Source organism: Nocardia sp. NPDC004168, assembly GCF_040610355.1.
Lineage (GTDB): Bacteria > Actinomycetota > Actinomycetes > Mycobacteriales > Mycobacteriaceae > Nocardia > Nocardia sichangensis.
The window spans coordinates 15,276-35,542 of sequence record NZ_JBEXME010000034.1 but is presented as its reverse complement, the minus strand read 5'-3'; the positions used below and the strand labels follow the sequence as shown (position 1 = coordinate 35,542).

Below are 20,267 nucleotides of genomic sequence, written 5' to 3'. Positions count from 1 at the left end.
CCCCAACCCCGGAAGAAAACCCAACCAGGAGGAAGAAATGGCTCTGATCAGTCTCGAGATCCGGTGGAGCGACGGTTCCCCGATCACCATCACCGCCGAGCAGGTGACCGCGCATTTCGCGATCGCGCCCACGCTCACCGCCCGCCAGGACGGCACCCTCACCTTCGCCGACCACGGCCGCTCGCTGACCCACATCCCCACCGGGCTGCTGGTCACTCGCTCCGGATGGCTGGACCTGCGCCGCTACGCCACCGAGCTGGAGAAACTGCCCATCGACTGGGCCACACTCACCCACGCCTCCGACCTCACCGCCGAGCAGGCAAAGCAGGTCCGCGCGGTCAGCGACCGGCTGATAGCCGAAGACGACACCAGCTGGCCGTGGCCGGAATGGGTGGGCGACGAATCCCGGCCCGCGCTCTCACTTCTGGCCACCGAGATCGACCAGGAGCTCAAGTTCACCGACCGCTACGACTTCATCACCACAGTGACGAAGTCCCTGCGCGCCGACCACCCCGATCTGGCCCGCACCGTCGATGACCATCTGCGGGCAGCGCTCCTCGGTCGTCACGTCACCGGATACGGCCTGGTCTACCTTCTGTCGGTCCTGCACCGTGTCGACCCGGCCGCGGCCGACCGCGCCGCCCGCAACCTCGTCGGCGCATGGGAGGACGGCAGCTCGATGGACGAGTGGCTGTTCCAGTGGCGCACCGAGCTCGCCGAAGGCGTTCCGCTGACCCTGCACGAATTTCCCGACCTCCCGCTGCTCGAGCAGGCGGCCGTTTGATGCGCAGGATCACCACGCTGAGGTGCCTGTGCGGCGCACAACTCGACGAAGTCGACACCGACACCGGAATCTCGATCGCCTGCAGCGACTGCGGAAGCGCCGAGGCGTGGCCTGAACACATCACCGACATCATCGACCTCGATCGGACCGAATCATGACCACCGTCAAAGTCGGCACCACCGACTTCCGCCACGCCCTCAACGCTGTGCGCGTGCACGCCTGCGCCGACAGCGAGATCCCGCCCATCCACCGCATCCGACTCGCCGTCGACCGGCAGAACATCGTTGTCACAGCGACCGACATGTTCACCGCCGGCCTGGCCATCGCGTCGGTCTTGGACAGCGCCGACGAACCCGGGCAGTACCCGTGCACCGTCGACATCGCACCCTCCGACATCAAGAACATCCTGCAGATCTTCACTGCGGGCAAGGAGAAGAGCGACACCCCGGAATTCGAGCTGCGCCTGGACATCACCAAGGACCGGATCACCATCACCGACTGCTCCGGCCTGATCGACGGACACGCACTGACCGTGCCGCGCATGCCCACCGATGGCGGCACTCTGTGCACCATCCCCGGCCTCATCGCCCGCCAGCACGGCAGCGATGCCACGCAGCTCACGGACATGTCGGTCGGGGGTGAGATGCTGGCGCGCTTCAGCGCCGCGTCCAACGCCTACTGCCAGGCACTCGACGTCGAGGCGCACTCGGCCAGCCGCGCCCTGCTGATCCGCTGCGGGGAAAGCTTTCTTGGCCTGATGATGCCGCGCCAGCTCCTCGACCGCGACCGCGACGACCGCCGGGAATGGTCCGCCGGATGGGACCGCCGCCTGCCTGACATCGTCGCCGCGGCCGAGGCCGAGCGCATCGAGCAACACGCCCAGGTCGACATCGTGGACCTCGACGCCGACGAGGTCGGCGACGACCGCGACATGTTCCTGCGTGCGGTCGATCTCGTGGTCCGGTCGCAGTTCGGTGCGGTGTCGATGCTGCAACGCCGGATGCGGATCGGGTTCGCCAAGGCCGCACGCCTGCTGGATCTGATGGAGCAGGCCGGCATCGTCGGCCCGAAACCTGAAGGGACCGCGGCGCGCGAGGTGCATGTGCGTGCCGAAGACCTGGATTCGCTGCTGGCCGATCTGCGTGCCAGCGAACAGGACGGCGGCGACCGATGACCAAACGCCGCGCCGAACACGGCTTGCTGAACTCGGTCGGATCCGCCTCGATCGTCGTCCGCCGGTACGCCGCCGATCTTCCAGAGGTGTCCCATGGCTGAAGTCCTGCATCTGCTGCCCGCAGTGTGGCATTGCGACCGGAATTTCGACCGCCTGGTGAACGCCGACCTGCGCGACAGCCGCGGCATCGGAACGCAATACGCGGTGCTTCGCAGGAAGGAGAACCGCGTCCGTTGGCTGCACACACTCATCAACATTCGCCAGTCGATCACTTCGCAGAACGCGCAGGACAACGCCCGGCTGCGGTCGCATCCCGACCGACCCACCGGTGGAAGGCCGTCGAAGGCCTACGTCGCCGCCAAGACCGAGATCGCCGACCGGAAAGCGGAGCGGGAACAGGCGATGCGTGTGGTGAACGAACGGATCGGGGAGGCGCGGCGGCTGATCGGCGCTGCTCCGATCGAGCGAAGCACTGCCGGGGCAATCGTCTGCCAGCTGCTCAAAGCTGATGCGTTTCTTCACGACGGTGACGTGGGAGAAGCGCGGCAGATGCTCGCCGGACTGGTTCGCGCCCTGAACGGAGAGGAGGCAGCGTCGTGACCAGTAGCAACCGTCCGCCCGTGGTCACGCTGTGCGGCAGCATGCGGTTCTTCGACCTGATGCTGGCGACCGCTGCCGAACTCACCGGCCGCGGGGAGATCGTGCTGGCCCCGTTCGTCGTCGTCGACGCCGGCGATCAGGACAGCACCGCCAAGGCCGCGCTCGACGAGCTGCACCGCCGCAAGATCGACCTCGCCGACCGCATCGTCGTCGTCACCGACCACACCCGGTACCACGGCGAATCCACCCGCGCCGAAATCGCCTACGCCACCGAGCACGGCAAGCCCATCGACTGGGCCATCCACACCCCCAGTACGGGCACGTGCACCACAGCAGCTGCCACACAAGCGCGGGGGTCGGAATGACTTCCACGAGCATCGAGTGGACCGAGGTCACCTGGAATCCGGTCACCGGCTGCGATCGGATCAGCGCGGGATGCGACAACTGCTATGCGCTGAAGATGGCCAGGCGGCTCAAAGCGATGGGCGCGGCCAAGTACCAGAAAGACGGCGATCCGCGAACCAGTGGCCCAGGATTCGGTATCGCAGTTCACGAGGACGCGATGACCGAGCCGTTGCGGTGGCGGTCGGCGCGCCTGGTCTTCGTCAACAGCATGTCCGACATCGCCCATGCCCGTGTTCCGCGTTGGGCGCAGGCGTTGATCTGGGCTGTGATGGCGCTGACGCCTCGGCATCAGTATCAGATCCTGACCAAGCGCTCCAAGCGCCTGGCCACATTGTTGACCGACCCCGCGTTCTATGCCGAGATCACCGACGCCATCCACAAGATCCTGGATCAGTTCGACGGCCGATTGCCGGTCGAGGACGTGGATGCGGCGATGCGGTGGGCCGATCCTCGTCAGCGGCTGCGTGGTGAAATCCCAGCTCCGCTGCCGAACGTGTGGATCGGGACATCGATCGAATCGGACGACTACTGCTGGCGCGCAGACGAACTGCGGCGGACCCCGGCCGCGATCCGGTTCCTGTCGTGCGAGCCGCTGCTGGGGCCACTGCCCAGCCTGGACCTCGCCGACATCGACTGGGTGATCGTCGGCGGCGAATCCGGACACAGGTTCCGGCCGCTGGATCTCGACTGGGTGCGTGACCTGCGGGACCGCTGTGTGCAGCGTCGCATCTGCCTGTTCTTCAAGCAGGTCGGGGGCATCCGCCCGAAGGCCGGCGGCCGGTTGCTGGACGGGCGGACCTGGGACGAGATGCCCAGTCGCTGACGGGGTCTCAGGGTCCGCAGCGGCGTGAACCCGCTGCGGACCCGGCTTCGCCGAAAAACACACACCAATTTCTAGACTGATAACAGTTTAAACTGTTAAAGTGGGTTGTGGCGGAACGGACATCGTGAACATGCCCGATCCGCCCCATCACTCCCAAACGGAAAGGGCGCCACCCCATGCAGGATCCCACCAACATCGAGTTGACTCCGGAAATCCTCGAGCGCAACCGGAAGCTGGTCGCCCAAGCCCCGGCCATGATCAAACGCAACCGCGAGCTGATCGCCCAGCTGCTCGAAGTGGCGGATCTGCCGCCGGCCCCGACCGGCGACGACCCGGCCGCCAGTGCCCGGACCCGTCGGTCTCGGGTCGCGGCGCGTGAGCAGCGCACCCGCGCCGACATCGTGAGAAGCCGATGAGCGGCACCGCCTCACGCACCTAACCCCCAGACCCCGGTGCCGCCCCGCTGCGATGGGGCAGAGGGCGGCACCGGTCACCAATCCGAAAAGGCGAACCATGACCGCGAAATACGTTCTGAGCATCACCCCCACCGAGCGGGGGTACGAGGCCAACCCGGCCTGGAAGTTGGGAACCGCGATCAGCGTCTACAGCCGCCAGGAGCTGGATACGCGACTGGCCGCCGCGAAGGTCGCGGAGCGCGCCGGTGAAATCTCCGCCGTCAGCGTACGCGCACTCACCCACGCTGAGCAGCTCGAAGCCGAGCGCTGCCGCCGCCTGCACGTGCGGCGGCAGCAAGAACGCGCTCGCGCGCAGCAGCGCTCCCACAGCCGCGAGCGGTGACCCACAACGCAGCTGAAGAAGGAGAGACCACCATGCCCATCACCAGCCAGGATCTTGTCGCCAACCACCTCGAGGCGGTGGTACGCGCCGCCCAGGCCCGCATCGATCGCTACCACGCTCCCGAAGCTCCCGTCTGGGAGACGGAACCGGCGCTGGCCGTGCAGGATCTGGCCGAGATCCTGCGTGGCATCCGATTCACACCGACGTTCCCGTCGCTGGGGCGGTTCGTCGACGACTTTCTTGCCAAGCGCCACGCACGGCAAGTCACCGACATCAACGAGGTCGTGTGGTGCCCGGAGTGGTGGCAGCACGCCGAGGCTCTCTGGAAATTCGGCCTGTTGTGGGAGGGCTACGAGCATGTCCGCGCCACCGGCGGCCCGCTGGAGATGAGCGATTTCGCACTCCACCACATCGACCCGCACATGCGGGAGATGTTCGACCCGAGGGGCCCATTCAAATTTTGCAGCGTCCGCCACGGGCACAAAGACATGCTCAAGCCCCTGCCCAGCCGCATCGACAAAGCCCCAGACGGGCTTTTCGCCGGTCCCCCGACCGCCACCGCCACGCTCACCGTGGCCTGAAGAGAAGGAAACCAGTGATGGATCACGAGAAATTCATGCGAGGGCACGAGAAGCGGATGGCCCGCATCGATGCTCGCATGCAGCGCATCGCCGAACTCGCCAAGGAGGCGAAGGCCAAGCAGTTGGCGCGCGACGAATGGTACCGAGCTCTGCGAGTGCGCCAAGGGCGATCACCTGAGCCCCGCATACCGGAAATCAGCCCCCGCGAGCGATAGGCGGACCCGGTCACCACTGAAGGATTCAAAATGACTGCCACCACAGACTATCCGTACGTCACCACCGTGCACCGTCCCGGACTGCCGGACGTGCACCTCGGATTCACGTTCGCGCACCAGGCCGAGCATGCAACCTGGTCGCTCACCAGCGACTTCGTCAACACCGCGCACGTGCAGGGAACCACCGTCACCTGGTCACCGACCCCTGACGGTGTGTCCGCGCTGCCTCCGGTGCCGACCGACCCCTACGCGCTGGCCGAGCTGATCGCGGCAGAAGACGATGATCAGCCGAGAGAGCACACGTTCCCCGATCTGTTCTCGCGGCTGAAGGCGCAGCAGGGCTACGACTCGGCGGCGCAGATCTGGCGCACCGCCTGCTACCAGCTGGAAGGCGACGAATCCGAGCAGGACTGACCAATCCCCCTCCCGGCAAATGCGATTCAACGCACTTCGACCGCCGCCCCAGCGGCATGAGGAAAGAAAAGAAGCAATGTCCAGACGCCGACACTCCAAAGACATCACCACGCCAGGCGAGGCGCTCGCCCCCGAGCTCGCGCACCACCAGTCCGATCTCGTGAAGCCGAACCCCATGTGCCCGCTGTGTGCGCCAAGCTGGCCGCCCACCCGCCCCGCGCGCCGGATCCGCATTCGCCCGACCACCGCGGCCGCTGTCGCTGTCGTCGGCGCGGCGGCGGGGTATGCACTCGGCTACACCCACGGCTGGCATGCCTTCTGACGATGGCATGAACCGCTTGACCAGAACATCTCCCCAACCCGAAAGGTCTTCCGTGTCATCCAATGCCGCTTCTCCCCTGGTCTTCGTCGACATCGAGACCACCCATACCGATCCAGGTCTGCGCCGGCCGTGGGAGATCGCGCTGATCCGCCGTGAACCCAACGGCTGGCAGAAGCAGATCACGATCCTGATCGAAGACGTAGACCTGTCCCACGCCGATCCCCGCGCGCTCGATATCGGACGCTTCTACGAGCGGCACCCGCAGTACGCGCCGATTCCGCCGCTGGTGCGCGGCACCCCGCCCCCGTCGATCACCTGCACCGGAGAAGACGACGTCTTCTACCTGACGGAGGCCACCGCGGCCGCCGTCGTCGACGACTGGACCGCACCCAGCGCCAACGGGCGAACCCGGTTCGCGGGCTACAACGTCTGGTTCGACGCGGACACCCTGGACGCGATGCTGCGCCGTCATCGGCGGCTGCCGCGGTGGGACTACCACCTGATCGACGTGGGCAACATGGCCGCAGGCCGCCTCGGCATCGCCGAGCCGATGCGCAGCTACGAGCTGTCCCGCGCGACCGGCGCCGAACCCCCGAGCGAAGCCGAGCAACACACCGCACTCGGCGACGCCCGATGGGTGATGCGGTGGTGGGACCAACTCACCTCCCCCATTCCCGACGATCACGGGTCAACGGCCACCGAGCACGTCGCATGGGAGGCGGCCACCCACTGACCGCGCCCCGCCGTTCCTGTCAGTGACCCGAGAGAGGATCACCGCGAGCCAGGACGGCACCAACCCCCCGAAACGACAGAGAGGCAACGACAATGAGCACATCTACCAGTCAGACCGTCGAAGACCTGGCCACCGACGCTTATATCGCGCTCCAGGAAGCTCAAGAAGCCGTGGAACGGCTCACCACCCGCATAAACGCGCTGGCAAGTCACCCCGACGAACCAGAGGCCTACTGGGCGCGAGAGGCCACCGAAGCGGCAACCAAATCGCTCGACAACGTCGGGGCAGCACTCCCGCCGGACGGCCTGTACAAGAAGACCGGAGAAACGTGGGCGGCGTCGCAATAGCCCCCTGCTGAGTCCTCAACAGCCTTCGAATGGCGGGCCGGGGACGCTTTCACCGTCCCCGGCCCGCTCACCATCATCACAAGCTCAAGGAGCGAAATGGACATCACCCCAACTTCCGGGCCGTGCCTGCTCGAGCACAGCCCGGACACCGGATTGGCCCCGTCGCGGACGATCTGCACCGACCTGCGTAGCGCGCTCGCGCTGGCCGTCCAGACCGTCGAGTTCGGCCCGCCCGAGGTATGGCCGGACGAATGGCCTCGCGAATCGGTGAAAATCACCTGTGCCCGCGCGGACGGCAGCCTGCCCGACCCCGACCTGTGGGTATCCGGCCCGACACCCCACGTGTACAAGCAGCTGCTCACCTGGGCCGCGGATGCCTCGGTGCCGGATCTGGTGGCCGCGCTGACCGGCGAGACCAACCCGTCCGCGAACGACCTGCGCGCCGCAGTGGCCGATCCGATCCGGCTGGCCGCTGCACTGCGCGCGACTCACGGCCACACGTGGACAGAGCAGCAGTGACGGCGTGGTCGTAGAGACCGCCAGGCGTCAGCAGTGACCAACCTGAAGGCGAAAAGGCCGGGGGCGTTCCCGCTCCCGGCCTTGCTTGTCGGCCGAACTTGTCGGTGCGACAGGCGGAAAATAGACGATTATCGAAAGGACCGAGCGATTATGTCGACCTGCCGATTCCCGATCGTGAATGACGGAAAACTGATAGGCGCATGTGGAGGCGGGGTCCCCGTCGACGCGGAGCCGGTCAACGGGCGCGTGCCGATGCTGTGCGGCCGTGTCGTGTCCGGGATGCGTCACGACCTGAAAACCCTGCGCCTGTGGCGTTCGGAGGTCGACGACCTGGCGCTGCACCAGTTCGTCGCTGCGCTCAAGACCGCAGAGGATCAGATGGTCGTCGCGCGTGAGGTGCTCGATGTCTGGCGTGACGAGCTTGTCGGTGGCGGGGAGATCTCGAGCGAACCGGGAGACGATGTCGCGCACCATCTGGCCGACGCCATCCGATCGATACGTGCCAGCCGCGCTGTTTTGGAAACCGACTGCGGATATCACGTGCGCTGACGATGCGGCGGGGGCGCGACCAACTCACCACAGAACCGACCACATAGACTGATAAAAGGCTGACAGTCTATAATCCGGGTATGACTGAACGGACGGACAAAACCGATGTCTAGCGGCGAACGCGCCAAGACTTCAGCAGTGGAGGACCGGTCCGACTGGCTGACATGGACGCTGAAGATGCCGCCCGAGCAGAGCGATCACTGGAACGACCTGCTGGCCAAGCTGGCCAAGCAGGCCGGACTGCGTGTGCGCACCAGCGGCCGCGCCAGCACCCGCAGCGTCGGCAGCATCAGCCGACGCGACATGGTCGAGGCCCTGGTCGAGCTGGCCGAGCACGACTCGGCGGTCTGGGACCTGCTCGTCGACAAGATCCGGGTCTGGGAGCCGCGATAAGCCGCGGCAGCTTGAGATCCGCCACGGGCCCGAAGCGATACGCTCCGGGCCCGTTTTGCGTGGCAGGACGTACGGCAGCCCCGGGAGCCGGTCTCCAGGGCGTGCCTCCTGGGTTGTTCTCGCCCTGCCGCTGGGATTCAGGGCGTGTCAGCGGAGGCTGCGAAGGCCATCGGGGTGCTGCGTGTATGTGATGAGTTGCCAGAATCCGGGCGAGTAGATCCGGACACCGTGGGTCTTGCTCTGGACTTTGAGAACGCCGGATTCGTAGATGTGGAACTGATCGTCGTCGCCGAAGCTGATCCCTGCCGGAGATGTGTCCTCGGGCGTGTGCACAGTGAAAGCCATACCGCGAATTGTGAACGCGGACACCGACACACCCCCGATCCGGCCGGGCAAGCCCTCCCCTTCGTAGGTCGGCAACATCGGACCGCAGCCGTCGGACGAGCACCATGGACGCGACTTCGGCCCCGGTGCAGGATCCGGGGCCGAAGCGGTAGTGAGGCGAACTTCCTCGACGGGATATCGAGGCCGCGTCGACGTTACCCCTGCTGACCTGGGGTGACTGGTAGCTCTGCCTCGGGTGTCGCGGCCGACGATAGGTGCTTGACATGTCACGGTGTAGTGGCAGGCTGCTGGGTGAGGTCGGGGTCTGAAGCGTTGGAGTTCGGGCACTGGCCGGGGCATCGCAGGTTCGGCCGGGACGCCAGGGCTGGGCCTGCGATGTCGTGTGCGTGGGCATGACACGCGTGAATTGCGGTACCGGGCATCGGGGTGAGCGTGGCTGTAGTGTCTGCGGCTGTCACGAACATCCATCCCTGCGGTCATCGTGACAGCGCTCGAGGGGCGGGCACCCCCGAGTCCCGCTCACTCCTTTGCTGGGCGGGTCTGCGGGTGTCGCCCCCCGGGTGTCTCCCGGCGTGAACCATGTTCCCCACGCGGCGATGGGCAGGCCCGCCCGCAACCTCACCCACCGAGGCGGGCCTAACGCTGGCCTGGGCTCGAGCAGTCCTACGACTGCCATTCCGGGGCGTCGACCGGGTCGCGGGAGTACCAATGTCCCGTCCAGGCCCGACCCGCGTCCCGCGCGGCGAAGAAGGCATCGTCGTCGTCGAGGTCGGGAGAGTGGGCGAACACTATCCCTCCGCTGTGGAATCGGCGGGCGCGCACGACTGTCCGAGCTTCTCTCTCGGCCCAGTACATCCGATCCGCGGTCCACCACTGCTGCGCGGTCCATCCCCCGACGATCTCGCCGTGCTCATCGATCGGCGGATAGCACATCTGGTAGACGAACCGTGCGGTAGTCGGGTTGCGCTCGTACAGCCATTGGATCCACGCGGGCACCACCGGGTAGAGCGCGTGGGCGGCGCGGGCGGCGAATCCGCTGTGTGCGGTCGGGCTGCCGGGGTCGCGCTGCGCCGCCGCTGTCACTCGGCCGAGGGCGGCGGAATCCATTCGGGCACTGCGCCGCTTCCGATTCCGAGACGTCATAGCAGACGACTATAAGGATGCTGCGATGCCGGAGCGGGGACATCGGCTCGAATGGTCACCCCGGGCACCGACAGGAACCACAGTTCGGCGCCGGTCTGTCGAGTCGGTGCCCGCCCGGTTCAGTCACTGGTCGGGCGGCGGCGCAGCGTCACCAGCGCGACGGTGCACAGGATCGCCAGCGCGACCATCGCGGTGATCATCAGCACGTTCTTGAGGGTGGACTCTCCGGTGACGGCGGGAAGGGTGATCGCCAGGATCACCGATCCGACCGCGCACATCAGCAAGCTGGCCTGGAAGACCTGCACCTCTCGACGGCGCAGGAGGCGAGAAAGAACCATCACGGCGACGCTGGGAAACCAGATCCCCGCACCGATCCAGAACAGAGTGGTCATGTAAGTCCCCTGCCTTGTCTGTCGTGCATGTCTGCTGGCGGCGGCTACTTCGACCGGGACTGACCGGCCTCTGCCGCCGCGTCACGACCGTTTCCGGGGACCTCCGGCTCGTTGCTTTCCGAGGAATCCTCGGGCGCACCGGCCCGGTGCTGCTTCCACCACGGGGTCTCCTCGGGGCTGTCGCTGCTCGCGGGCTGGGCATCCGCGATCGCGGCACTGCGGGCGAGTCTGGCCACCCGTTCGGCTGATTCGCGGATATGGATGTCGCGGATCGACGCCTCGATCCGTGCGGGGATGATCACCGCGAGCACGACGTACCCGCATACGCAGCACACCAGGCACGCCGGCGCGACAGAGACGACGGCCGTGATCTCGCCGGTGGACAGCTCGGTCGGGCGCGGGGAGATGACCGAGACATTCCCTCCGACACTGACCAGCGCTGCGGACACCAGCAGCAACTGGTAGACCAGGGCCAGCGGCTTGATCCGCTCGTGAGGCATCCGCGCCAACATGACGTAGGTGTAGGCGATCTGGGCGACACTGAGGCCGACCACCACCGGCCACAACCAGGCCAGGCCCTCGGGAACTCCCGCCAGCCGCGCCAACGTGCTGGTGAAGGAGAACGACGCGATGCTCGCGGCGAGGACCAGCACCGCGGACAGGCCACTGAGCATCCACGGCATGGTGAACAGGACAGGGCGGGGATAACGGTCCATCCGGGCTTCTCCTACTGAGTCGAACACCGGCACACAGACACTGCCCCAACAGAATACGATCACTCACCGGACGCGCTCACGGAATCACGCTGTCCGACAACTATTTTCCGTGTAGGTAGCACCGTCGGACTGTGCTTGCTCCGACTGATCCGCGAACGGCAACCCAAGGTCGGCGAGGCGTTCAGTGGGTTCGTGGCTTCAGCAGCCGCCGCCACCGGGGAACCGCCCGGGCCGGGGCCGGGTCGCTGATTGCGTCGGTGGGGGGTTCGGTGGCCGGCCGTTCGGTCCAGGACCCGCTCTTGGTCGCGCGGATGGACCCTTCGCCCAGCACGCGGGTCGCGATCGTCCACACCGCGGGCAGCTCTTCCAGCGCGGTCTCGTCGACCTCGCCGCAGGCCTGTGCAGCGGTGTCGATGTCGGGGTGCAGCGACAGGTGCAGCACGGCGCCGGTCGCGGAGGTGAGGACCAGGACACCGACCGCGGTGTTGGCCTTGTCGCGTCCCAGCCGGGCTTGATAGGCCAGATCACCGCCGGGTTCGGCGCCGAGGTGGTCGACGATCTCCACCCGAGTCTGGGCGAGCTCGAGCGCGATGCAGCGCCGCGCGATGTCCTGCTCACCCACACCGAACTCCTCGACCAGCTCAGCCATGCTCGGTGCCGGATTCCGCGCCCAGGCCAGAATCAGCCGCTCGTCGGTCCTGGCATCCCAATAGGGCTTGTTGGCGAAGGCGTGCGCGTCGCGGGCGAGGGGCTCCCAGTCGAAACCCGGCTCCGAAGCCATCTGCCGCAGCTTGCGCAGGGCCACCGCCGACGAATAGTTGTCCAGCAGCAGGAACTTCGCCCGCCCGCGCAGGCCCTCGAGCGAGCGGCCCAGTTGTGCCGCGATCTCGCTATCGGGGACGGAGGTCGCCAACGCGGCGAACAACGCCTCGTAGTCGTCCCCGGTCCACAAACTGCCGCGCCGATCCTGTGCCCCCGTCGTCATGTATCGAATATGCCAGATACCGCTGACGCCAACAGGTTTCGTTCATTGCGATCACCACGGCAACAACGGCCCCGGATCCCGCTGAAGACGAGGTCCGGGGCCGTGTTGCAACCGTCCACAACCGGGTGCCGGGCTCGCCACATTTATAGACTGTCAACAGTTGAACTGTTAAACTGGCAATAGTTGTCGAGCAATCTCCGGAAGGACCGACCATCATGTCGATTCAGCCCCGCACCTCCCGTCGCTCCGCTCCCGTTCTGCTGCGTCCAGCGTTGGCCATGCGCCACCGGGCCGGCCGCGTGATCGCGTTCATGCTCCGCACACCCGCACTGCTGGCAGGCGTGTTCGTCGCCGCGGCCGCCCTGTACTTCTCGATGCTGCTGACCGTGGACCGCGCTCCCGCCGCCGCGCTGCCCACCACCCCCGCAAGCGCCGACTGCGCCATGTTCTGCACGGCCACCGAGGCCCCGAAGTACGTCGACACCGCCGCGGCCTCCGACACGCGGGCCTGCTGGCTGTTCTGCGAGCCCGCCCGGCACCTGGGCCTCCTGTAGCGCCCGCCGAACCCGGCCGGGCCAGGTGTGCACTTTCGACACGCCGAACGCGGCCCTCACCATCACGACACGTTCACGGCACACGAAGTGCCCTCACGACAGGGAAAACCCATGCTGATCATCAACGGAAATCGCCCGAAAATGTCGGGCGCGGAACGGGCTGTACTCGACTGGCTCCAAGCCAGCGGCATCCCCGGTGTCGCGATCTCGGGAAGCCACATTCCCGACCGCAGCGGCCGCGACAGCCAGGAAGTCGACCTGGTGCTGCTCACCCCCGACACGCTGGTGTGCATCGAGGTCAAGGGCATCCTCCAGCGCGGTGTGAACGGCACTTTGTCCTGCCACGTGAACCCTCGCTGGTCCCTGCCCGGCATCGACGGCGACCCCGTGCACGTCCGCGATGGTGACACCAACCCGCTCAACCAGCTCGCCGACGCCATGTTCAACCTCAAGGGCGTCGTCTCCCGCTGCGGTCTCGACGTGTTCGTGCCGGGCCTGGTCCTGGTGGAGCCGTTCGGCGGCCGGATCACCCTCGACAAAGGGTCGGTGCCGATGCCGGCGGGCCGCGACGTCCTGCTCGGGGGCGATGACACCGCACTGAGCGGGTGGCTGGATACCACCGCCCGTCAGCACCCGCAGGGCTGGACCGTCGAGCGCGCCCACACCCTTCTTTCCGCGCTGGACCAGGCCGACGCTGTCACCCGCGACGATTTGGCCGCCGAAGGATTCCCCAACCCCACCCCCGCCGCGGGTGCCGACGATGACGGGGTGGTCGTGCCGCTGCGACCCACCGCCGTCATCCCCCAGGCGCCGACCGGAGCCACGACGCCGCCCCGGACCACCGCGCCCACAGCCGACCGTGGCGACCTCGGCCGCAGCCCTGAGGAACAGATCCACCCCAAAACCGCGATGTTGGCCTCAACCGCCGCCAGCCGCGCTGCCGCCCGCAATCATCGGATCCGCAACGTCGTTCTCATCGGCGCGGCAACCTGCCTGCTCACTGGTGGTGTCGGCGTGCTGAGCCACGTCTCCGCTTCGCAGCCCTCCGACGAGCCCACCAGCAGCGAGCCCGCCCCGCCACCCGCCGCCGACGCTCCGGCCCCGCCGGCACCCGCCGCGCCGCAACCGCCCCCACCTGCCCCCAAGTCCAGCAGCGGAGTGCTGTTCCCGATGGACAAGACCTGCTTCCCCTTCCAAACCGATTGCGTGCGCTGACCAAACACAACCCGAAAGAAAAAAGGAGAAAGAAACCCCCGATGAACCGCAACGACATTCGCCCCGCCGCTGTCGGCATCGCCGCTGGTGCGGCCATGTTCGCCGGGCTGATCGCGTGGATCGAGATCGACCCGTGGAACAGCATGGCCGAACGGGTCGCCCGTCACCGCCTGTCGCCAGCAGAACGCGCTGAGATCGAACGAATCGAGGCCGAACGCGACGAACGAAGCCGCGAATACGCCGCCAAGACCAAGCAGGACCAGGAAAGCCAGCGCCTCCAGGTGCAGGACGGATTCAGCCCGGAGCTGCTGAAGACGCCAGGATCGGTCACCTCGCCGCAGGAGCTGTCTGTGGAGGACCTGGTAGCCGAGATCGAGTACGCCGAGGAGGCTCGCTACCAGTACCCGATCAGCGGGCTCTGGTTCCGGCACTGTGACGCCTTGGCCCAGGAGTTCATGGAGCGGCGCAACAACTGGGAGACACGCTCCAAGCTTCCACGCGTCGAGCGGCTGCGCCTCGATATCGCCGCCGACCGTGTCCGCACCGCCCGCTCACGGCCGGTCGTGATCCAGACGCCGCCGCAAGACTGACCGACAAAGCAGAGACCGGCCACGGGGAATGTGGCCGGTCTCCGCGAGTGATGGTCGCACACACGGCCAGAAAACGAATCGAGCCCCGACCCATCAACGACGGGCCGGGGTGCCAACGACATCCCCGGTCCCGCATCCGATCAAAGAGAGAAGCGCACCATGACAACCTTTCTCAACATCACCTACGAACTGCTCATCGCCCCCGATGACCCCGCCATCAGCGCGGACGATCGCATCGGAGTCGGCTTCCACTACGCCGGCACCTGGTCGGTGATCTACCTCAGCCGCGGCCACCACCCCGGCACCGCGTACAACCCCGCCACCGACCGCGCAATATCCACGCACGCGATGGAATGCGGCGGGAATTTCGTGGTCCACATGCACACCGAGGACCGCGCCGCGATCGGGCACGCACACGCGGCACTGGCACCCTGGTACGCCGCCGAACGCGAGCGGGGCCAGATGCCCGATGTGGTGGCGTTCGAGATGGAAGAGCACCTGGACGTACTTGCTCACTGGGCGGCGGGCGGCAAATGGGAAGTGGTGATTCCGCGGATCGGCGCACCAACCCTGCAGGTGCGGGACTTCCCCACCCCGGCCGCTGCCTGGACCGCCGCCGAATCCGGGCGCGTGTGGGACCTGGCCGGAATCGACCCCGAAGAATGGGATCTCAGCCTGCACGACCTGTATGTCTGCTCGACTCCGCTCGATGTTCATTCCCGGCCTTCGAAATCACGCTAACCCGCCGTGTTTGGCCGCTAGATCAAGCTGATCTTCACGACGCGACATCTCACATCGATGACTCCGCCCTATGCGGACCGATCGGTCGGATATGGTCGAACATGTGTTCGACAATGTGCCGCCGGTGGCGTTGGCTGATCTCCCCCGAGATCAGCAACTTGCGGCGCTGCGAAGCCGCATAGCGGCCATCCCGGGCCGGGTTGGCGCAAGCCAGCCATCGCCGTCCTCTGCTGGCTCGCCCGCTGCAGTGATCCCGGTAGCGGGCGGCCTGGGGGAGGCACTGCCGGAAGGTGGGTTGCCGCGCGGCGGTGTGGTCGCCTGCACCGGCCGTAGCACGCCGTTGCTCGGCCTGCTGGCGGCCGTCACCGCCGCCGGTGAATGGGTCGCCGTCATCGGACAGCCGCAGCTGGGGTTGTTGGCCTTCACCGAGATGAACGGTGACCTCACCCGGCTGGCTCACATCCCCGATCTGAAGGGCGAGGACCCGCTCACGATCGCAGCCGTTCTACTCGACGGCGTCGACGTCGTTGTCTTGGACGTCGCCGGGGGCGCACCGCCGAGCCGGATGCGCGCCGTGCTCGCCCGGCTGCGCAGCCACGAGGGCGTCCTCGTCGTCACCGGTCCAGGATGGGCGCGCCCGGATCTCGAAATACAATGCGAACTCACTGGATACGACGGTCTGGGCCGGGGGCGTGGACGGCTACGGGCGATGACATTCGACATCCAAGTCACCAGCCGTGCGATGCGGCGGCCGCGCACCACCCGCGTCCAGCTCGCCGGGGCCGGCGCCCAGCGGTGCAGCTGGACGCGTCAGACCCCGTTCGCCACCGCGGGGCCTGCAGTGCCGACGTCGATCGCGCGAACCGGGTGAGTGTGTGATGAACGACGATCGCTATGCCGCCATCCGCATGCTGCAACCGCCCCGGCCGGTCCGCCTTGATCCGCGGCGAGCATGGGTGATGCCAGCCCGCGAGCCGGAGCGCGTCATGCCGGTGACGCTGGGAGAGAAGGCATTCTCTTTCGATCTGCGCCTCGGGGAAGAGTGGATCCCGGCTATCGCCTACCGATGGGCGCGGTTCAATATTGGGACCACTCCCATATGGTTTGCCGAGATCGAGGTCCAAGTCATGACCAAGAACGGCGTCAGTGGAACCAGTTTCTCTGGGGGACGGATGGCTGTGGTGTGACGTTGTGTCGCCGACACTCCGGCTGGGTTTTGCGACGGTTCTTTGGGGGGTGTAGCTCTGTGGCTCCTTGTTGGTGAACTGGGAGAACGGAGGTCGGGTGCGGGCTTTTCGGGTTCGGATGCCGTCGGGGTCGAGTTATTGGACGGTGCTGGGTGAGTTGTGTGAGGTGGTGCCGGTTGCGGACCGGTACTTGCGGGATCTGAGGTTCGGTCGGGACCGGGCCGAGTCCACGACCAAGGCGTATGCGGAAAGCGTGGCGTTGTATCTGCGGTGGTGCGGTCAGACCGAGCGTGAGTGGCATTCTGCAGCTGGGGATTTGGGGATGTTCATCCTGTGGCTGCGTCACACCCCGGCCCAGGGCCGGGCGAGGGGGTCGGCGTCCGATCCGGCGCGGTCGGATGCGCGGATCAACAAGATCCTGACCGCCACTCGCGGGTTCTTGTCGTTCGCGGTGGTCGACGGGCAGGCGCCGCAGGCGGTGATGGATCAACTGTATGAGATGGCCGATAGCCGGGACCTGCCCTTGGCGGCACAGGGCGAGAGTTCGGCTCTGCGGTATCGATTGCGGGCGCGGCACCGGTTGCGTGAGCCGGAAACCGCGGTGGATCGAGCCAGCGACGCGGAGATCGTCGCGCTGTTCGGTGCGTGCTGGTCGGCGCGCGACAGGCTGATCGTGTTGTTGTTGGCGCGGGTGGGGCTGCGTCGTGGTGAGGCGGCTGGTCTGCGGCGCAGTGATTTGCATCTTCTGCCGGACAACAGGGTTCACGACTGCCCCGTTGAGGGTGCGCATCTGCATGTGGTGCGGCGAGAGAACCCGAACGGGGCGTGGGCGAAGTCTCGGTATTCTCGTGCGGTCCCGCTGGATTTTCTCGTTGTCCGCGCGATCGACCTCTATCTGTTCGAACGCGCCGACCAGCCCGCGGCCAGCGACTGCGATTTCCTGCTGGTCAACCTGTTCCGGCAGCCGTTGGGCGCGCCGATGACCCCGGATGCGATCACTGAGCTGTTCGAGGTGCTGAGCCGGCGAGCGAAGCTACCGCGGCCGATCACCCCGCATCAGGGTCGGCATGGGTTCGCCAGCAATCTCGCCGATTCTGGCGCGGAGGTGGATGAGATCCAGACGCTGTTGGGGCATGTGAGTCCGGCATCGTCGCGACCGTATCTGCATCCGTCGCCGGATCGGTTGCGAGCCGCAGTGGAGCAGGTCGGCTCACCGCGGGAGCTGCGGGAGGGACTGCGATGAGCGCCCAGCAGGGGGCGGTGGCGGTCGCCAGGGCGGAGGAGGTGAGCATCACCAGGGGTTTGTGGGAAGCGATCACCCCGGAGTTCCTGGACCTGATCGGCTGGCGACCGGAGCAGAAGACGCTGCGGTTTCCGCAGGAGCATCCGATTCTGGGTTGGCGGGTCTGCACCGTCTCCGGTTGCCAGGAGCGCGAGCAGAGCAACGGGCTGTGCTCGGCGTGCTTCTACCGTTGGGGACAAGCCGGTCGGCCATCGATCGAGCATTTCCGGACGATCGAGCGGGTGCGTAGCAAGAACCGCCGCGGCGGTTGGTGCCTGGTCGATGGCTGCCGACGCCACTACTGGTCGACCACGACCGGTCTTTGCACTGTTCATCAGGCTCAACAGAAGCGTTTGGGTCTGCCGATGGCGCAGTTCCTTGCCGATCCGAGCGTCGTTGGTTTGACTTCTCGCGGGGTCTGCGCGGTCGTGTCCTGTTTCTACGACCGCCGCGGCCGCGGGCCTTACTGCCACGTCCACGACCAGCGTTGGAACCGGCTGCAGCGCAGCGGGAAGTCCGCGGACATCGACGAGGCACAGTGGCGGTTGACCGAGCCGACTGTCGGCACCGGCGGTGAGGTCAGTTTGCGGGGGCTGCCCGAGCGTGTGGTCGGCGAGTTGTTGTTCGGTTTGCAGCAACGCGTCGCGAAATGCTCGAAAACGCCGTCGCACAACTTCCGGCGCGTCTGTGATCAGGCGCGCACCGAGCAGGTGAGCACGGTTGAGGATCTCACGCCGCAACAGATGGGTGAAGGCCAGCGAAAGATCGTGCTGTGTTTCCTTGTCTCGGTCCGGTTGCTGCGGTCGACCCCGGAGACCGAGCGGCTCAAGGACGAATGGGATACCGCGGTCTTCGGGTTTCACGGGATGCTGCGCTTCGGCGCGATCTCGCAGAGCTGGCTGCGGGAAGCCGCCAAACGAGCGGCCTTCCACGATATGTCCCGCCGCCGCGGCCGCGGCGTCAAAGACGCCTGCCAAGCTCGCATCAGCGCGCTGGCGCGGCTGTCGGAAAGTTTGCGGATGCAGCGCGCCGATGGTGGCATCGACCTAACGGTGCTCTCACGCAGCGACGTGACAGCGTTCGAGCATCGTCTGAGGTTTCTGGTGTCCGAGGGTGTCATCAGCGACTCGCTGCGCTACAACACGGTCCTGTGGGTCCGGCATTGGCTGCGCTCGATGCGTGTGCTGGGATTGACCAGGCCGGGGGAACCGTTGCACGGGCTGGCGGAGGACTTCTCGATCGCCGAGTTCGACTTGCGCGGCAAGCCTGCCGAGCCTGATAGGCATGACAAGGCCGGCAAGGACATGCCGGTCGAGGTCATGCGACATGTCTGTGCTCATCTGGATCAGTTCGAAGAACTCACCAACCGGGAGTTCCGGGTCGCGGTCGAACTACTCATCGACACCGGCCGCCGACCCTACGAGATCTGCGGCCTGAACCTGGACTGTCTCGAACGCGACGGGCAGGGAAAGCCGATCATGGTGTTCGACAACACCAAAGCCAACCGGCTCGGTCGCCGTCTGCCGATCACCGAAGCCACCGCCGCGTTGATCTCCGGCCAGCAACAGCGTGTCCGCGAGCAGTTTCCCGACGATCCTGCCAGCACGCTGAAGTTGCTGCCGACGATCCTGCGGAATCCTCACGGGCGCAGACCGATCCAAGAGCGCGCACTGTCGGTGCGGCATCGCGACTGGATGACGATCCTGCCCGATATCTCCGTCCCGATGGTGGTCACCGTCGACGGCACACCCGAGACGACGATGGTGCCGTTCGACAAGTCCAAGATCTTTCTCTACGCCTACCGGCACACCTACGCCCAGCGGCACGCCGATGCCGGTGTTCCCGCAGATGTCCTGCGCGAGTTGATGGACCACCGCCAGCTCATGACCACCCAGGGCTACTACCGCGTCGGCGAGCAACGGCGCCGGGAGGCGGTCGAGCGGGTCACGACGATGCAGTTCGACCGGCACGGCAACCGTGTCTGGCACCACGCCAAGGCGCTGCTGGACTCCGAGCACCTGCGTCACGCGGTCGGCTCGGTCGCGGTCCCCTATGGCACCTGCAGCGAACCGAGCAACGTCGCCGCCGGCGGCGACGACTGCCCGGTCCGGTTCCGCTGCGTCGGCTGCGCCCACTTCTCCACCGACGTGTCCTACCTGCCGGACTTGGAGGCATATCTGGCTGATCTGCTGCGCAGCCGCGAACGGCTGCGCGGCGCTTTCGCGGCGGCCGAGGACTGGGCCAAAGCCGAAGCGATGCCCTCCGACAACGAGATCACGCGCATCCGCCGCCTGATCTCACGCATCAAAGCCGATGTCGAGGAACTGTCCGCCGAAGACCGGGCACAGATCCAGGAAGCCGTGGGTGTCGTGCGACGAGCCCGCAACAGCGTCACCGTTCTCGGTCTGCCCCGCATCCGGCAACCTCATCCCGACATTCGCCCGGACAGGAGCGCATGAA

Annotated in this window: 28 protein-coding genes and 1 pseudogene; 24 read left to right on the top strand and 5 right to left on the bottom strand. The window is 66.6% G+C overall.

Translation table 11 applies throughout. The features are described 5' to 3' along the window. Positions 1-37 precede the first annotated feature (37 nt). The 16 genes and pseudogenes from ABZW96_RS33450 to ABZW96_RS33375 all read left to right on the top strand — a co-directional run bounded on the left by ABZW96_RS33450 (position 38) and on the right by ABZW96_RS33375 (position 8,657). Positions 38-784 carry a hypothetical protein gene (locus ABZW96_RS33450; protein WP_355080309.1) on the top strand — a complete coding sequence of 249 codons (747 nt, stop codon included), beginning with the start codon at positions 38-40 and terminating at the stop codon, positions 782-784. A gap of 895 nt (positions 785-1,679) precedes the next feature. After that, positions 1,680-1,958, top strand: a pseudogene (locus tag ABZW96_RS33445) (DNA translocase FtsK); the annotation flags it as partial. Between the two features lie 156 nt (positions 1,959-2,114). Next, positions 2,115-2,558 carry a hypothetical protein gene (locus ABZW96_RS33440; protein ID WP_355080307.1) on the top strand — a complete coding sequence of 148 codons (444 nt, stop codon included), beginning with the start codon at positions 2,115-2,117 and terminating at the stop codon, positions 2,556-2,558. Then, positions 2,555-2,923 carry a hypothetical protein gene (locus ABZW96_RS33435; RefSeq protein WP_355080305.1) on the top strand — a complete coding sequence of 123 codons (369 nt, stop codon included), beginning with the start codon at positions 2,555-2,557 and terminating at the stop codon, positions 2,921-2,923. The genes ABZW96_RS33440 and ABZW96_RS33435 overlap by 4 nt, the downstream gene beginning before the upstream one ends. Further along, positions 2,920-3,786 carry a phage Gp37/Gp68 family protein gene (locus tag ABZW96_RS33430; RefSeq protein ID WP_355080303.1) on the top strand — a complete coding sequence of 289 codons (867 nt, stop codon included), beginning with the start codon at positions 2,920-2,922 and terminating at the stop codon, positions 3,784-3,786. The genes ABZW96_RS33435 and ABZW96_RS33430 overlap by 4 nt, the downstream gene beginning before the upstream one ends. Positions 3,787-3,962: 176 nt before the next feature. Continuing rightward, positions 3,963-4,202, top strand: a complete 240-nt coding sequence (locus tag ABZW96_RS33425; protein WP_159850629.1) for a hypothetical protein — start codon at positions 3,963-3,965, stop codon at positions 4,200-4,202. Between the two features lie 97 nt (positions 4,203-4,299). Then, positions 4,300-4,584 carry a hypothetical protein gene (locus tag ABZW96_RS33420; RefSeq protein ID WP_355080301.1) on the top strand — a complete coding sequence of 95 codons (285 nt, stop codon included), beginning with the start codon at positions 4,300-4,302 and terminating at the stop codon, positions 4,582-4,584. 32 nt (positions 4,585-4,616) lie between these two features. After that, positions 4,617-5,165, top strand: a complete 549-nt coding sequence (locus ABZW96_RS33415) for a DUF4913 domain-containing protein (RefSeq protein ID WP_355080300.1) — start codon at positions 4,617-4,619, stop codon at positions 5,163-5,165. Between the two features lie 17 nt (positions 5,166-5,182). Next, on the top strand, positions 5,183-5,380 hold the full coding sequence (locus ABZW96_RS33410) for a hypothetical protein (protein ID WP_355080298.1): 198 nt from the start codon (positions 5,183-5,185) through the stop codon (positions 5,378-5,380). A 30-nt stretch (positions 5,381-5,410) separates the two neighbouring features. Beyond that, complete coding sequence (locus ABZW96_RS33405; RefSeq protein WP_355080296.1) at positions 5,411-5,794, top strand: hypothetical protein; 384 nt, start codon at positions 5,411-5,413, stop codon at positions 5,792-5,794. Between the two features lie 76 nt (positions 5,795-5,870). Beyond that, positions 5,871-6,116: a hypothetical protein gene (locus ABZW96_RS33400; RefSeq protein ID WP_355080294.1), complete on the top strand. Its 246-nt coding sequence runs from the start codon at positions 5,871-5,873 to the stop codon at positions 6,114-6,116. Positions 6,117-6,168: 52 nt separating this feature from the next. Beyond that, positions 6,169-6,849 (top strand): hypothetical protein, encoded by a 681-nt coding sequence (locus ABZW96_RS33395; RefSeq protein WP_355080292.1) that lies wholly within the window; start codon positions 6,169-6,171, stop codon positions 6,847-6,849. Between the two features lie 92 nt (positions 6,850-6,941). Further along, complete coding sequence (locus tag ABZW96_RS33390) at positions 6,942-7,196, top strand: hypothetical protein (RefSeq protein ID WP_355080290.1); 255 nt, start codon at positions 6,942-6,944, stop codon at positions 7,194-7,196. A gap of 96 nt (positions 7,197-7,292) precedes the next feature. Further along, positions 7,293-7,715 carry a hypothetical protein gene (locus ABZW96_RS33385; RefSeq protein WP_355080288.1) on the top strand — a complete coding sequence of 141 codons (423 nt, stop codon included), beginning with the start codon at positions 7,293-7,295 and terminating at the stop codon, positions 7,713-7,715. 33 nt (positions 7,716-7,748) lie between these two features. Further along, positions 7,749-8,264 carry a hypothetical protein gene (locus ABZW96_RS33380; RefSeq protein WP_355080286.1) on the top strand — a complete coding sequence of 172 codons (516 nt, stop codon included), beginning with the start codon at positions 7,749-7,751 and terminating at the stop codon, positions 8,262-8,264. Positions 8,265-8,369: 105 nt separating this feature from the next. After that, positions 8,370-8,657: a hypothetical protein gene (locus ABZW96_RS33375; protein ID WP_159850610.1), complete on the top strand. Its 288-nt coding sequence runs from the start codon at positions 8,370-8,372 to the stop codon at positions 8,655-8,657. A gap of 147 nt (positions 8,658-8,804) precedes the next feature. Here the strand turns inward: ABZW96_RS33375 and ABZW96_RS33370 are convergent, their stop codons facing one another. The 5 genes from ABZW96_RS33370 to ABZW96_RS33350 all read right to left on the bottom strand — a co-directional run bounded on the left by ABZW96_RS33370 (position 8,805) and on the right by ABZW96_RS33350 (position 12,238). After that, positions 8,805-9,002, bottom strand: a complete 198-nt coding sequence (locus tag ABZW96_RS33370; protein ID WP_159850608.1) for a hypothetical protein — start codon at positions 9,000-9,002, stop codon at positions 8,805-8,807. A gap of 663 nt (positions 9,003-9,665) precedes the next feature. Beyond that, the gene (locus ABZW96_RS33365; RefSeq protein ID WP_355080283.1) at positions 9,666-10,109 is read right to left on the bottom strand and encodes a hypothetical protein; all 444 of its coding nucleotides are present in this window, start codon (positions 10,107-10,109) and stop codon (positions 9,666-9,668) included. Positions 10,110-10,264: 155 nt separating this feature from the next. Beyond that, positions 10,265-10,537 (bottom strand): hypothetical protein, encoded by a 273-nt coding sequence (locus ABZW96_RS33360; protein ID WP_355080281.1) that lies wholly within the window; start codon positions 10,535-10,537, stop codon positions 10,265-10,267. Positions 10,538-10,581: 44 nt separating this feature from the next. Continuing rightward, a complete protein-coding gene (locus tag ABZW96_RS33355; RefSeq protein ID WP_355080279.1) occupies positions 10,582-11,253 on the bottom strand; it encodes a hypothetical protein in 672 nt (223 codons plus the stop codon). A 181-nt stretch (positions 11,254-11,434) separates the two neighbouring features. Next, positions 11,435-12,238: a hypothetical protein gene (locus ABZW96_RS33350; RefSeq protein WP_355080277.1), complete on the bottom strand. Its 804-nt coding sequence runs from the start codon at positions 12,236-12,238 to the stop codon at positions 11,435-11,437. 215 nt (positions 12,239-12,453) lie between these two features. On the opposite strand from ABZW96_RS33350, the gene ABZW96_RS33345 reads away from it, so the two are divergent. The 8 genes from ABZW96_RS33345 (at position 12,454) to ABZW96_RS33310 (ending at position 20,266) form a co-directional block, all read left to right on the top strand. Then, on the top strand, positions 12,454-12,792 hold the full coding sequence (locus ABZW96_RS33345; protein ID WP_355080275.1) for a hypothetical protein: 339 nt from the start codon (positions 12,454-12,456) through the stop codon (positions 12,790-12,792). A gap of 111 nt (positions 12,793-12,903) precedes the next feature. Then, entirely contained in the window at positions 12,904-14,007 is a 1,104-nt protein-coding gene (locus ABZW96_RS33340; protein WP_355080273.1) for a nuclease-related domain-containing protein, read from the top strand. Beyond that, on the top strand, positions 13,995-14,597 hold the full coding sequence (locus tag ABZW96_RS33335) for a hypothetical protein (protein ID WP_355080271.1): 603 nt from the start codon (positions 13,995-13,997) through the stop codon (positions 14,595-14,597). Before ABZW96_RS33340 ends, ABZW96_RS33335 begins: the two co-directional genes overlap by 13 nt. 159 nt (positions 14,598-14,756) lie before the next feature. Further along, entirely contained in the window at positions 14,757-15,338 is a 582-nt protein-coding gene (locus tag ABZW96_RS33330; protein ID WP_355080269.1) for a hypothetical protein, read from the top strand. Between the two features lie 247 nt (positions 15,339-15,585). Continuing rightward, a complete protein-coding gene (locus ABZW96_RS33325) occupies positions 15,586-16,209 on the top strand; it encodes a hypothetical protein (protein ID WP_355080268.1) in 624 nt (207 codons plus the stop codon). A gap of 7 nt (positions 16,210-16,216) precedes the next feature. Then, positions 16,217-16,525: a hypothetical protein gene (locus ABZW96_RS33320; protein WP_355080266.1), complete on the top strand. Its 309-nt coding sequence runs from the start codon at positions 16,217-16,219 to the stop codon at positions 16,523-16,525. Positions 16,526-16,847: 322 nt separating this feature from the next. Next, positions 16,848-17,768 (top strand): site-specific integrase, encoded by a 921-nt coding sequence (locus ABZW96_RS33315; protein ID WP_355080264.1) that lies wholly within the window; start codon positions 16,848-16,850, stop codon positions 17,766-17,768. Continuing rightward, on the top strand, positions 17,765-20,266 hold the full coding sequence (locus ABZW96_RS33310) for a site-specific integrase (protein WP_355080262.1): 2,502 nt from the start codon (positions 17,765-17,767) through the stop codon (positions 20,264-20,266). The genes ABZW96_RS33315 and ABZW96_RS33310 overlap by 4 nt, the downstream gene beginning before the upstream one ends. Position 20,267 lies beyond the last annotated feature (1 nt).